General features: G+C 51.2%; 14 protein-coding genes and 1 pseudogene. 8 read left to right on the top strand and 7 right to left on the bottom strand.

The window, feature by feature from the left end; all coding sequences use genetic code 11:
* The first annotated feature begins 794 nt into the window (after positions 1 to 794).
* Entirely contained in the window at positions 795 to 1,160 is a 366-nt protein-coding gene (gene gspI / locus AC1RR7_RS03635; protein WP_493156961.1) for a type II secretion system minor pseudopilin GspI, read from the top strand.
* Between the two features lie 37 nt (positions 1,161 to 1,197).
* On the opposite strand, the gene AC1RR7_RS03630 is transcribed toward gspI, so the two are convergent.
* From AC1RR7_RS03630 to AC1RR7_RS03620, 3 genes are all read right to left on the bottom strand, one after another.
* On the bottom strand, positions 1,198 to 1,578 hold the full coding sequence (locus AC1RR7_RS03630; protein WP_493156148.1) for a hypothetical protein: 381 nt from the start codon (positions 1,576 to 1,578) through the stop codon (positions 1,198 to 1,200).
* 125 nt (positions 1,579 to 1,703) lie between these two features.
* Positions 1,704 to 2,093 (bottom strand): hypothetical protein, encoded by a 390-nt coding sequence (locus AC1RR7_RS03625; RefSeq protein WP_493156146.1) that lies wholly within the window; start codon positions 2,091 to 2,093, stop codon positions 1,704 to 1,706.
* Positions 2,086 to 3,429, bottom strand: a complete 1,344-nt coding sequence (locus tag AC1RR7_RS03620; protein ID WP_493156144.1) for a hypothetical protein — start codon at positions 3,427 to 3,429, stop codon at positions 2,086 to 2,088. Before AC1RR7_RS03620 ends, AC1RR7_RS03625 begins: the two co-directional genes overlap by 8 nt.
* 269 nt (positions 3,430 to 3,698) lie before the next feature.
* Between AC1RR7_RS03620 and AC1RR7_RS03615 the strand changes: the two genes are divergently transcribed.
* A complete protein-coding gene (locus tag AC1RR7_RS03615; protein ID WP_493156142.1) occupies positions 3,699 to 4,172 on the top strand; it encodes a hypothetical protein in 474 nt (157 codons plus the stop codon).
* A gap of 414 nt (positions 4,173 to 4,586) precedes the next feature.
* Positions 4,587 to 4,949, top strand: a complete 363-nt coding sequence (locus tag AC1RR7_RS03610) for a DUF6124 family protein (protein WP_192558198.1) — start codon at positions 4,587 to 4,589, stop codon at positions 4,947 to 4,949.
* An 86-nt stretch (positions 4,950 to 5,035) separates the two neighbouring features.
* Here the strand turns inward: AC1RR7_RS03610 and AC1RR7_RS03605 are convergent, their stop codons facing one another.
* Positions 5,036 to 5,293, bottom strand: coding sequence for a hypothetical protein (locus AC1RR7_RS03605; RefSeq protein WP_244142397.1), 258 nt, complete (start codon positions 5,291 to 5,293; stop codon positions 5,036 to 5,038).
* Positions 5,294 to 5,449: 156 nt separating this feature from the next.
* On the opposite strand from AC1RR7_RS03605, the gene AC1RR7_RS03600 reads away from it, so the two are divergent.
* Together AC1RR7_RS03600 and AC1RR7_RS03595 are read left to right on the top strand one after the other, a co-directional pair.
* Complete coding sequence (locus AC1RR7_RS03600; protein ID WP_192558199.1) at positions 5,450 to 6,223, top strand: hypothetical protein; 774 nt, start codon at positions 5,450 to 5,452, stop codon at positions 6,221 to 6,223.
* Between the two features lie 264 nt (positions 6,224 to 6,487).
* The gene (locus AC1RR7_RS03595; protein WP_493156139.1) at positions 6,488 to 8,008 is read left to right on the top strand and encodes an SIR2 family protein; all 1,521 of its coding nucleotides are present in this window, start codon (positions 6,488 to 6,490) and stop codon (positions 8,006 to 8,008) included.
* Between the two features lie 133 nt (positions 8,009 to 8,141).
* Here the strand turns inward: AC1RR7_RS03595 and AC1RR7_RS03590 are convergent.
* Positions 8,142 to 8,521: pseudogene (locus AC1RR7_RS03590) on the bottom strand (site-specific integrase); the annotation flags it as partial.
* A 206-nt stretch (positions 8,522 to 8,727) separates the two neighbouring features.
* Between AC1RR7_RS03590 and AC1RR7_RS03585 the strand changes: the two are divergent.
* Complete coding sequence (locus AC1RR7_RS03585; RefSeq protein ID WP_192558201.1) at positions 8,728 to 10,461, top strand: DUF6119 family protein; 1,734 nt, start codon at positions 8,728 to 8,730, stop codon at positions 10,459 to 10,461.
* A gap of 196 nt (positions 10,462 to 10,657) precedes the next feature.
* Here the strand turns inward: AC1RR7_RS03585 and AC1RR7_RS03580 are convergent, their stop codons facing one another.
* Positions 10,658 to 11,089 carry a type II secretion system protein N gene (locus AC1RR7_RS03580; protein ID WP_096820023.1) on the bottom strand — a complete coding sequence of 144 codons (432 nt, stop codon included), beginning with the start codon at positions 11,087 to 11,089 and terminating at the stop codon, positions 10,658 to 10,660.
* A 133-nt stretch (positions 11,090 to 11,222) separates the two neighbouring features.
* Between AC1RR7_RS03580 and gspH the strand changes: the two genes are divergently transcribed.
* Positions 11,223 to 11,675, top strand: coding sequence for a type II secretion system minor pseudopilin GspH (gene gspH / locus AC1RR7_RS03575; RefSeq protein ID WP_011334577.1), 453 nt, complete (start codon positions 11,223 to 11,225; stop codon positions 11,673 to 11,675).
* Positions 11,672 to 12,280: a type II secretion system protein GspJ gene (locus tag AC1RR7_RS03570; RefSeq protein ID WP_039773261.1), complete on the top strand. Its 609-nt coding sequence runs from the start codon at positions 11,672 to 11,674 to the stop codon at positions 12,278 to 12,280. The genes gspH and AC1RR7_RS03570 overlap by 4 nt, the downstream gene beginning before the upstream one ends.
* On the opposite strand, the gene AC1RR7_RS03565 is transcribed toward AC1RR7_RS03570, so the two are convergent.
* Positions 12,281 to 13,219, bottom strand: a complete 939-nt coding sequence (locus AC1RR7_RS03565; RefSeq protein WP_102620987.1) for a FecR family protein — start codon at positions 13,217 to 13,219, stop codon at positions 12,281 to 12,283. It lies immediately after the preceding gene.
* Between the last annotated feature and the right edge of the window lie 20 nt (positions 13,220 to 13,239).

The raw sequence follows: 13,239 nt of genomic DNA, 5'->3' as shown, positions 1-13,239 counted from the left end.
AATAGATCCGTCCACTTTTTTGAAATGAATCAGTCTCCTTTTCTCTTCGGATTCAAATCGAAGGCTGGGCAGAAAAACTTATTTATCGAGCTTTTTGGCAACCGCGATGGATATTGCGGTTGTGACCGCGACCATGCCGAGAGAGCTAACGGTCGACATGATCCCTTTCGTGCATTCAGGGCAAAGCTCATCATCATACAACTTGCCGTTCTTGACATAGTGATCGCAACCAGGCGCTCGACAGACGTACATCGTTTCCTTGCAGCTAGGGCATTTACATTTGTCTCGCCTAAGGGTGTTTTCCTCGATAACGGTCCCGTTTACTAGTTCTTGACAGTAGGGGCAAATTCCTTTCGCCTTGATGGCCATCGTCAATTCTTCCCATAGGTACTGACAGCGCCGCACGCTGTATTTGAACAATGGTTATTAAAAACTGTGAACTTGCTGCACAGGCCGCAGAGTTTCCCCTTCCCCCCTTTGCCTTCGTTGGCTGGCCGGCGGGCGACGAAGCCACATTGGCTGCATTCGCGCTTCATGTCGTTGCCATGGAACGTTAGGCGACTACATTGTGGACACATCTTCCCTGCCATCTTACGACCCCTGCGTGTGTATATATGTGTGTATCTAGGGTGCGGATCATATGGTGCCTATGCGCCACTATCAAGCATCGAAAGCTCAGCTCTGCAAGTAGATCTTTCAGGGTAATGTCCGGAAAGAGTGCCCGAAGGGAGGCGGCTGGCGTGCTTGCGGCGGGGTGTTTGATAACAAAGGGGACTGATTTATTTTATGGAAATATATCAGTCCCCTTTTTTGCGATTGAAGTGCTCATCGCGCTGGCGATCATCGCCGTCGCCATGTCCGCCGCCGTGCGGGTGGCGGGGTTGATGACGCAGAGCAGCGGGATATTGCGGGATCGCTCGATTGCGATGATTGCGGCGCAGAGTCGGATGGCTGAACTTCGGTTGGAGGGGCGGTTGCCGATGGGGGTTAAGGCGGTGGAGTGTGATCAGGGGCGGTTGTTGTTGCGGTGTGAGCAGGTGATTGGGGGGGCGGAGAATGGGCGGTTGCTCAAGGTTGGTGTGCAAGTCTTTGATCGGGGGCAGGAGCGGCCAGCGTTGGCTCGGATTGAGACGTTGCTCAGCAGGCCCGAGAATCCCTAGCCGTCCCGAGGACTCGGACCATTAAGGACACCTACTCCTACAAAAAACCTCTGTATTTCCCGTAATGCCAAAGCACCGCAGTCCCGCCGCATACAAAGTAGCCGACATGAAATGGACGCGTCGCCCAGAACCTGAGTCCTCTGGGAAGGCGTTCAACGGCGTCGATCAGCAACGGTTCCTGCCGTTGGATACTCTTGGAGGTAATCAACCGGCTGACCTCTGCCATTCGAAGAGTTCTCCAGTGAAAACTCCCACCTGAAGAACGCCAGTCCGTAATCAGGTATAGCCACTCGTCAAAGTGGTTTTCCAGCGCTTCGAGTTTTGTATAAACGGCGTAGAAAATCATTGCGCAGTTGATGATGCCCAGCAGGATCAGCGCTCCAAAGGCCCAGGCAAATGCTGATTGGGTGATTTCCATTATTCGGAATACTCGTAGATTTTTTGTCCTGAAAACTCACCACAGTCAGTCATCTTTTTTCTGTCTCAACGGCACGCTACCGACTCGCGATAGCCCTTTTATAGAGGACCGCCTCTCAACGGCGCTTACTCGAGCAGCCCTAGATATTCCGCCCAACCATACAAGGCCAGAATTCCCAGCAGAGAAAATGCATTCAATCGATATGGAATTTCGACCCACCGCCGCAAATTCAGCGGAAGGCGCCGGACATCTTCGAGGGCGTTCGGATTATCCAGCAACAGGCGCGAAGGACGTTTACGAAGCAGAGCAGTGATCAGATTGAGCCTGTACCTGCGCGCCCAAAAACCGGAACGTCCCTTCTGCGGGCAGTTATGGAGCAGATAACAATTTTCAAGGTGCGACTCGATTTCGGAAAGCTTGAAATACCCGACATAGATCATCACCAGAACGTTGGAAATGATCAGCACCAATAACCCAATGCCAGTGGCGGCGAACAGAAGTTTGATTTCAATCATTTGAGGTAGCTTCGTAAACGATCTCACCGAGGACATCGCCAATCTTAGATCCCGTATTACCTGCTACAGAAGCTGTCGCGCCGCTGATGACGAGGACGCAAATAACGCCGCCGATGCCTCGTGTTTTTAGTGCAACACCTGCGCAATACTCCATTGTGAGCGGTGCGGTATATGTGGTTGCCGCGACAGTTGTTCCAACGTTACCTGCCAGTTTGCTGCCTTCGATGAATTTAACCTTCTGGCATTCTTGATCAGTGCCGGTACGGCACACTTCGTTGATTCGTAGAGTTGCCGCCCCTGTTGCTAAACCAATTCCGACGTAACCTCCGATTTGCATGAACTTTGCCGCCCGCGCAACGCCAACGATGTTGGACGCATATCCCGGCAACTGAGTGGGGCCTCCCGCTTTATCCCAACGGTGAATGGTTCTTCGAGTCGACAAACCCAGTGCTCTCTTGAGCTTGGGGTGATCGGCAATTCCGGTTCCCTTGCGTACCAGCGACCCAAGGCCACTATCAAGCTTCGTCAAGATACGTTTGCGCTGTGCAAAAAAATCCGGCGAGCGAAGATGCCCGTACTGCCGATAGTGCTGCTGGTGCAGTTGTTCCATATCCTGCAAAGCTTTTTTCAGCCCATCCAGATGCTGCCCGATCATATAAGAGGCAACCCCCAGTGACCCCGCCGACACCTCCAGAAACGGCTCAATGACTTCGTGATGCTCAACCATGAACGAAGCCTCTTCATCCGAGAGATCTTTCAACGCCTCGTTCACCTTCTCCGCAGCGGCCATCATCTGTGCTTCTTCCCGCCGGCACATGTAGTTGCGAGAGTCGCTGAACAAGACCATTTGCCCAGGCTTGACCTGCGCACCGAGATGTCGATTGAGTGAGCGGAATTCGCGACGCAGTGAGTCGCCGGGCCTGATTTCGTACAACTCCCGTTCAAGCGCTTCGAGCGTTATGGGCTTCTGAACGATGTGAAAACCCGATTCAGTGGGTTGCGGCAAGGTGTAGGCGTGTTCCTCCACCAGGTGTTGTGCGGGAGGTGGCTCGGGTTTGGGGTTGAAGACGTTCCAGGAGGCACCGCCGTTGTCTGTAGCCATGCGTGGCTTCACCAGTGCCCACTCACCGTTACGCACAGCATCGATGAGTTTTCGCTCATTCGCGCCTTGCATGTAGTTCGAACGATGCAGGCCCATGGCGTTTAACAGGTCGTCGAATCCGGGCAGCTCGTCCGGGCGATTCAATGCCTGTCGGAAGTCTTCCATAGCTTGGTAGGAATCGAGGATTTGGTCGCGCTGGCCATGGAGTTCGCTTCGCGGGATGAGTCTGGTCACGTCCGTGTCCCGTTCTGAAAACGGGGGACTTTGGCGAACGGACTCAGGTTTGAATGCAGGATGGATCGGTGTTCGTTGTAGGGGAAATCCGGATTTCTAAACAAAGGGGACCGATATATTTTCTGGAAATAGATCAGCCCTTCTTTTTCCCCTGCCTTTCTAGTCTCCAGTGGTTGAATTACCGGTAGTTGCCAGGACGGCTATGCTTTCGCCTTCCTCGGCCGAAAACTCGTCAGCCGATGCAGTTATAGGAAGCAATGGAGTGCGGGATGAAAATCATCGCTTTTGTAGCTATCTATCTCGCAGGCGGAGTTGCCCTGTTTCCCTTCCTCGACCTATTGCGTCCGGTGGGTATTTCTCTCGACCATTTCTATTCGGAATTTTTCCTGAACTCCGGCGTTGACGTGGCACAACGGCTAAGCCTGAGCTTCATCTACGCAAGCGCGTTTCATATGGTGTGGTCTGCCTTGTTTTCTGAATCCGCAAAAAGCTGGGTGTACACGACCAACGTCATAGACCTCTGCTATCTCGCCTTACGGTGTTTGAGTGCTTTTTGCATCAGCCTGATGAGCCTCGGACTGGTTGGGAAAAGCACACATAAAGCGCCCTATACGGACTTTCATCAGTATTTTACTTTTCTGGTTATCTGCATGCTCGCGGGCGCTTGGGCGTGGGAGCTCAAGCACTTTTTGATAGCCGTCATTTATTACGCCGCAAGAAAAATCAAGGGAACGACTGAATGAAAGAGCGCCGACTTGGTTTCAGACAGGGAAAATGGCTTTGTTTTTTCACCTGTTTAACCACCCCAAAAATCCCCGTTTAAAAGACACCGCCCGTTACGTCCTCAAGGCTACAACGCCTTGCGTCATTGCCTACGACTACGCCAGAATCCGCCGGCTTGTGCGTCTAGGGTGCGGGTCTTATCGTTTCCGGGTCACTGAAAAACAGTGATCGGGTTTGGTAGCCCGCAGCGCTGACGCATCGCGTCACCTCATGCAGTTGCATTTATGCGACTGGATTTATGGTGGCCATGCTCAGGGCTTCTTCGGAAGCGCCGGTTCCAGTGCTCCGGTCTACCAACCTGCGTATGGTCGCCACCCCCTCGTTTGGTAGCGAGAGTGGTTGACTCCAATTCAATCAGTACTGGAGTTACATCAATGATCAAACCAACACCCAACCCACCAGAAACCGATCCGGTTTCACCCTACAAATTCCCCGACTCCCGAACCCTCAACGAAGCCGCCGAACGCGCCCTCGACCACTACCTCACCCCACAACAGCGCATCATGGGCAGCCACACCAAACACGACCCCATGTTCCTGGCCAACCCCGCCTACAACAGCGAATCCCTCCTCGCCAACGCCAGCGAATCCCTCGGCTCCGCCAGCGAAATGCTCAGCAACTTCGCCGCGATCCTGGAACCCGCCCACCGTAAGACAGCGCTGGGTATTGCTCAGGTGGTTATGGTTGCGGGGTTGGCAGTGAATCAGGCGTTGGATCATGTTGAGGTGAATACGTAAGCTGCTGATTGCTGTCGCTCAATAGCCGGAAAGAAAATGGCCGAGGTTGTCAGGTGTGACTGACAGCCTCGGCCAAATGAGCATTTCTATTTTTTGCGGCACATCTCGACGTCATCCTGAGTCTTCAAGTCTGTGTCGATTCCCAAGCGATACTTGCAGTAATCAATAATCCACCCCCGCTCCTCTGCTGTCAGGCGCTCTACATTCCTAATCTCTCCGTCGTTGGCGTGGATGTTGTAGAACTTCATCTGAATCGTGGGGTACTTTTTGATGAAGGCAATCGTCTCGACGCCCCCATTTCGAGGGTTCAGAGGGGGCTGATTTACTCTCAGAACAAATGTCATCCCCTTTTCCACTACTTCAAGCTACGTGCACTGATAGTGCACCTAAAAAAATCTCCACCCTCCTACTTTTTAGTCTTTACTGCCTATCAACTATAAATCGCACTTTTCGGCAATCTCTATTGTTCTACTCGCTCAGACGTCAAAGAGGCTCTCACGATGAGTACATGTGTCGATCATGGACAGTATAACGGGCCATCGTGTCCGTCTTGCGCACCTCAAGGCCAAATCCTGCGTGTCGTCAAGCTGCCAGAATATATGGAAGGGGCTATTGGGGCCGCACTGACTGCTTACAATCTTCCGGCTGCCTTGCGCGTTCGAGTGCTCGGGACGGTGGCTCCGCCAAGCGCCCACCCATCCATACTTGAACGCGGCCTGGTTCCCAAAAGCAAGATTGTGTCGCCCCCGACTGGACTGACGCCGAAGATTGCCGAATTCGTGAAAGATGCTGCGCGACGTGTTTACCTCGGTGGATTCGTGAGTTCTACGGTGTACTCAAACATGCAAATGCAATCCACGCTTAATCCTGACTGGGCCAAATTGGTGAAGAACGCCCGTTTCCAGTATGCGTTTTTGTTCGTTCCATCATTTAAAATACTGCGCACTCCTCTCGTCGCTATTGTTCCTGAGAATTTGTATATCAAGAATTTCATGAAGGACGATTTCTCGATCGTCAAAATTTTTGCCAAACGGTATTTTGGCTTTCAAAACAAGGTGCAAATTCCTGGAGCAGTGAAGAGTGTGGAGGGCTTTGAGCTTGCGCCAAAATACTTTGTCGCATCTACGCACTTTAGCCCAACGACAATCATGTCCGAAGCTATGCGTGGGCAGGCCTTAAATCCCATACGCTTCCTACGCGGACTGACCTTCGCCGGGATCGGCCCTGTCTTGATATACAGAGAATACTCGAGGCGCACAGAGGAAACGGAGTAGAAGCCACAAGCTCAACAGCATTCAAAGGGAACGTATATATTTCCTGAAAATATACCCGCTCCCTTTTTTGCACTGGCTCGACTGGAGACCTTGCTAAACCAACCGAAAACTGACTCAGAGCTTCTTCGAAAGCGCCGGTTCCAGTCCCCTTTGCTTGTTCAGTTAAGCAAACAAAGGAGCAAACAAAGGGGACTGATTTATTTTTTGGAAATAAATCAGTCCCCTTTTTCAGACCAATATGAATTTGCTCAAAGGATTACCCATATGGACATCGAAGCAGAACTCAGCTCCGTTTTTTCCCAAAGATCATCCGGACCATTTTTGTTTTTGGGGTCCGGCTTCTCCCGGCGATACATAGGACTTGAGGATTGGGAAGGGTTGCTCAGTCGATTTTGTTTGACCGGAAAACCCTACGCTTACTACAAAAGCAGTGCTAATAATGACACGCCTAAATCGGCTCAGCTAATAGCTGATGATTTTCACGACTTGTGGTGGAGTCATGACGACTATGGCAAAAAGAGAGAAGACTCGGCAAATCTAATTAACGATAGAACTTCACCACTCCGGCTAGAAATATGTGACTACCTACAGCACAAACACCTCGCTGAAATCTCCCCGGCCATATTAGAAGAAATCAATGCTCTGAAAGAGTGCGACGTCGATGGGATAATCACCACGAATTGGGATATGTTTACTGAGAGCCTATTTCCAGACCACACCGTATACATTGGACAAAAAGAGCTTTTGTTTTCCAACACCATGAACATTGGAGAAATCTATAAAGTCCATGGTTGCTGCAGCACACCGGAATCTCTGGTATTGACGGACTCCGACTACCACGACTACAACAATCGCAATGCGTATCTAGCCTCAAAATTAATCACTATATTTGTAGAGCACCCAGTTGTTTTTATAGGCCACTCGATCTCCGACACAAACATCAGAGAACTTCTAAAATCTATTTCTCTATGTATTGGCAGGGAAAATATTGACAAACTTAGAGACAATTTAATTTTCATTGATAGAAATGAGCCTCTTGGCGGGCCAACAATTGAAACTTCCTACCTTCAATTTGACTCCATTCAGATACCAGTCAAGGTTGTTAAAACAAAAAATTATACTCCCGTTTACGATGCCATTGCACAATTCGAACGCAAACTGCCAGCCCGGGTATTAAGATTTTGCAAAGAACGCGTTTACGAAATTGTCAAAGGGCAGAATCCCGACAAAAAAATTGCTGTCGTCGATTACGACCAAGTCCAAGACAAGAACGACATTGAGATTGTATTTGGACTTGGCGTTATAGGAAAGGTGGGTGAAACCGGCTACAAAGGGATTTCCATCGGAGATATTTTTGAAGACCTCATTTCAAACAACAAGAATTTTGACGCCAGAAAACTAGTTGATACAACCTTATCTCTACTTCCGAGCCAAACAAAATTTGTTCCCGTGTTTAAATATCTGAGAATGCTTGGCATTAATTCTAAAGCCGACTATGACAAATCAGGGCTAAAACTTGATCGACTCGCAAATCGAAAAGCAGAAGATTTCGCAACCGCAAGCGCACTCCAAACTGCGAGATACTCTAAAACACCTTTTGCGGAATTCCTTGCAACAGCAACAGAGTCTGAAATAGTTAGCATGACCCCACTGCTACCGCTCGCAGACCAAAAAATTCTAGGAGAATACCTTCACGCTAACTATGACCATCTAATCAGCTGCAACAACAGATACCATTTTCGTCGATTGATGGCATATTACGACTGGAAGCGTTATGGATTTTAAGAAACTCAAAGGTACTTTACACGAATGGATTTAATCCGGCCTGCGTGAGCCGAGGAATGCGTAACAAAGGGAACTGATCTATTTTCTCGAAATAATCAGTCCCCTTTTCACTTTTGACGATACGAGCGTACTAACGCGTGGATAGATGATCTGAGGTATGCAACTTGCTCGGAAAAGGCAGTCTTCGCTGAGGAGTTGCGCCTGATGTATCTAGGCCGCGATAGCAAACCGTATCTCGAATTGCACGGGCCGCGGCGTCTTCTGCTGCATCACCACAGCTCTTGGTGATACACGATCGCTATGGGCGACGTCGCGCACGCGAAGCTTGATTAAGTCGCAAGCCCGAAGCTTGCTGTCGATGGACAAATTGAAGAGTCCGAGATCACGGGTTCGTTCTGCTATTTGAAGCCTTACCCGGATAGCCCAGATATCTCTCAATTTGAGTGGAGCTTTCTGACCGACCAGTTTTCCTTTGTTCCAGGGCTGATCGCTGCGGGCAGCGATGATGTTCATGACATGTGCTCCACGTATAGAATGACAAGGATGGCTAACCAGAGTGAAGGTCGTTAGTCGGCCAGAAGAGAAGGGAGGAACTCGGCCTCAGTTCCCTGTTCAGAGAAAATTCCCCAATATGCTCAAAAAAGCCAATGGCTATTTATTGACATAAGAAATAATGATGCTTAGCTGTGAGTAATACGTGATTAACCCGAGGGAGCGCCATGGCCGAACAGGGAGTTGAAATCGCACAAATATCTTTTTTTCTCGCAAGAGAAAATAAAACAGCCGACTCAATATTTGATCAAAAAAAAGACGTTTTAAAAAATCTATCAGCAAGAGAGTTTACGTTCTCAATCAATGGCACAGATTGTCAATTTATATATTTTGAAACCTCGACGACAAAATCAAACCCACCATGGCTAAATTTCATCAACGAAAAACTTCCTTCAGGCGAGGGACTACTCTTTAGTGCAAAAAGCAAAAGCCCAAATGGGATTTTATTTTTAACCGTGAACGGTAGAGTTTTTGCTGCAACCTTTGGACGGAGTGCAGTAAGCTATCTTGATCGCGAGGCTTTCGAACCAGACTTTGGTATAAAAACAGCAATGAATATGTGTGGTAACGAAGAAATACGTCAGACAAAAAGTGAGAGCCACGCGATAACCCCAACACATATTGACAGGCAGGTGAATAAGCCGGTTGACTCCTTCGCTTTTGGACTCAGCGAAGCAGAAGACCTGCGGTATATTTCAGCCCATATGAAAGATCACAAAAATATAACCCTTCAAGGTCGGAATAATTTAACAATAAAAATTATCGGAAAAGAGAAGCTAAACTGGCAGACACTAGTCGAGTATTGTGAGGATTTTTTACTGGCTTATGCTAGCAAGGAGTACACCAAGTTATTTCCCAATTACAAGCATTTTGACGAGGCAACGGAAACAGAAAATAACGCACTAGACGAGCTTTTAATCACTCAGTTGCGCTTAAAAAACACGAGCAATATTAGTCTTGGCATTCCAGAAGTCCTAATCGATCCGGATTATGGCTTTACCTATTCGAACCATAAAAAAATCTCTGATAGGACTTATGCATACTTAGACATATGCCAAATTTTTGAACACATGGCATTTGACAAAATAACACCCGCAAAACTTAAATCAAAATTTATTTATGCATACTCATATGAAGAAGATCAGGTGTTAGGGTACAAAAGATGGCCCCTGTACAACTGCCTATCTTTCGAGCAGAGCCTAGGAAGTAAATATTTTGTATTAAGCGACGGAAAATGGCTTGAGGTAGATAATGACTTCTATACTGAAATAACCAACTTCACCAAAAATATACTCCATGAAGAGACAAGCGAGGAGATTTATAGAGGGATAGACATCAGTGATGACGTAAAAATGCAAAATAGAGAGAGCATATTTAACAAAAAAATATGTGCAATACGACCATCATGCGTACTATTTGATCAAGCAAAGCTTCAAATCGGCTCAGGTCGTAAAGACAAAGAATTTTGCGACATTCTAGATCTTACCAACGCTAGTTTTATTCGAATCATCCATTGCAAGCCATATAAAAACACCTGCTCAACAAACTACCTATTCTCACAGGCTCAATTCTACTGTCACGCATTTATTAACGATCAAACTTTCCTGAGCGAGATTAGGGCTCACATAGGCTTGTCCAACAGTACAAAAAAATCAGAATACTTAGATTATATAAAATCAGATATAGCAGACATACATGGCAAGGACTATGTTATTTGCCTTTGGCTGCTATATGATCAACGCTTGACTGCCCCCACTAAAACTGAAATACCACTAATGGCGCAATATGAGTTAAAACTGATGCATGAGCATTTGCGCAACATGTGTAAGTTTCGCGACGTCATAATAAGATTTATTCCAGTTATTAAGAAAAATTATGTCAAGGACATTTCCCATCAGTAAGAGACTGAAGGATTCGATCATTAGAAGTGACCGGAAGGTCGCTATTTACCGAATGCGGAGCCGCTATGAACTTCTGCTAGCCCGTTAGCGGTCGCTTCCGAGTGTCCGCTTATGGCCGAAAGCGTTCAAGGTCATCCCCGGCGATCCATTACTTTCCACCTGCCTGAAACGCCAACATCACGCTCCCTCTTTAAAGTTACGGCCTAACCAACCTAGGCATCTCCACCCCCTCCCCCAACCTCTCCACCCCCAACCGCACCCTCTCCCCACCCTGCTCAATCACCACCCCATCCCCCTCCACCGCCACCAACTTCACCCCAGGACTCACCCGTTCCCCCTGCAAAAAACTCCTCGGCGGTCCGTCGTTGAGGCTGAGTATCGCCACCGCCCCCCGACTCCCCGCCATCACGCCGCTGACCTTGATCTCCACCGGCGCCGTGCGGTTGGAAAACCACTGCAACGCGGGGTTATCGCTGCGTGCGGCGAGCAGTTGCGGCGTAGCAGCCGGGGTGTGGGATTCGGCGGTGGTCAGGAGCAGGGATGACCAGGTGGCGATGCCGACCAGGGCGGCCAGCAGTGCGGCGGCCTGGATGAGTTGGGGGGGTGAAAAGCGTGCGGTGAATCTCATGGGCTGAATCTCCTTTTAGTCCCGGTGACCAGACTACGCGGCAATTCTCACGGTTTTATTTCACACGCCTTACATGTTGGCCGTGCAGGATGGTTTTTTGGGACGGGGCTGGACGCAAGGGAGTGCGCATTCGATGAACCGGTGCAGGCAGCAGGGTTTTACGCTGATCGAGTTGATGGTGGTGCTGGTGATCATCGGCATCGCCAGTGCGGCGATCAGTCTGAGTATCAAGCCCGATCCGTTGCAGTTGCTGCGCAAGGACGCTGAGCGCGTGGCGCAGTTGCTGCAGATTGCCCAGGCCGAGGCCCGCGCCGATGGTCGGCCGATTGCGTGGTTGAGCGATGGCAAGGGGTTTCGGTTCAGTCGGCGCAGTGACAGTGGCAAGGGCTTTGATCATTTCGATCGGGACCCGCAGTTGCGGCCGCGTCCCTGGCAGAGTCCGAAGCTGGAGGTGCGGGTGGAGCCGAAGCAGAAAGTGGTGCTGAACGCGGAGTGGATCAATCCGCCGCTGCAGTTGACGCTGTCTGACGGGCTCAATCGGTTGAGTGTGCTGCGCGATGCTTCGGGCCGGATTAGCGTGCAATGAACAGACAACAAGGTTTTACGCTGATTGAGGTGATGGTCGCGATTCTGTTGATGGCGGTGGTCAGTCTGATTGCCTGGAAGGGGCTGGACAGTGTCACCCGCGCCGACAGCCATTTGCAGGCCAGTGGTGAGCAGAGCGACAGCCTGTTGCGGGCGTTGAATCAGATGCAGCGGGATGTGGAGATGCGCGCCGGGATCGAGCTGACGGAACCGAAGAAGGTCGGCACGGAGGATGAACCGGCGACGGCCCCGCCTGCGCTTACGGTGCGCAGCAGTGACAGCAAGGGGTTTCGACTGGACATCATTCGTAGTGCGGCGGATCAGCCGGGGGCTTTGCAGCGGGTGCGCTGGTGGCTCAAGGGGGACACGCTGTATCGCGCGGTGGCGCCGGCGCGCAGTCGGTATCCGTTGCCGGCGCCGACGGCTGGGGTGGCGGTTTTGGGTGAGGTCAGTGATTTGCAGGTGCGGGTTTGGGAGGCGGACAAGGGGTGGCGGCAGTTGAGTGGGAATCGACGGGAGGATCCGTTGGGGTTGGAGGTGCGGTTGACTCGGCAAACACCGCAAGGGCCGGAGAAGTACCGGCAGGTCATGGGGCCCTTGCAGTGATTAGCTGAGGACGACCACGCCGCCCGGCAACTCGGTGCATTTGACGCCGTAGGCATCGCGGATCAGTGCACCTACGCCGGCCAGTTGATCGAGGGAGAACCGCGCCTGCACCCGGCGCTGGCCGAGATCGCGATTCAGCAGCAACAACATCCCCGGGCGATAGCGGTTGATCTCATCAATCATCTGACTCAGGGTCGCACCGTTGAACACCAGCACTTGCTGACGCCAGTTCATCACCGCCGCCGTGTCGACGCTTTGCACCGTGCCAACCTGTTGCGCGTCATAGGTCAATTGCTGGCCCGGTTCCAGTCGCAGGCTGCGGCCTTCAACTTCCACTTCTACTGCGCCATCCAGGCAAGTCACACAGACCTGTTGATCGAGGTTGCGCAAGTTGAACCGTGCCCTGCTCGCCCGCAGCCAGCCGCCACCCGCCTGCATCGCCATCGGCAACCGCGCTGTCTGCACTTCGACTTCACCGCTGACCAGTTCAAAGCCCTGCACTCCCTCATCCACCGAACGCTGGTTGATGCGGGTCTGGGTGTTCAGTTCCAGGCTCAAGCCATCGGCCGGTTCGACGCGGCGTTGCTGGCCGACTTCGGTGATGTAATCCGCGCCGAGCCCGGAGAACCCGCCCGGGATCGTGCCGCGCACCAGCAGGAACGCTGCCGACGCAGCAATTGCGCCGCCGAGAAAGGCCCGGCGTCCAAACCGGCGTGGTGCCTGCGTCGCTTCGGCCGCCGGTTGCAGCAGGTGCCACAAGGCTTTGCACTCTTCGAAGGCGCGGGCGTGTTCGGGGCTTTGGGCGCACCACTGGCGCAGCGCTCGGGCGTCGGCGACCGTGGCGCGGCCGGAGGTCAGCAGGATCAGCCAGTCGCGGGCTTCGCTTTGCAGACGCTCGGCAGGCGTGGGCTCGGCAGGTGTCAGACGGAAGATGTTCAAACGCGCAGGTACTCGACGGG

The sequence above is a fragment of the Pseudomonas sp. GW821-FHT11G12 genome (assembly GCF_058808055.1).
This window is presented reverse-complemented; position numbering and strand designations above follow the sequence as displayed.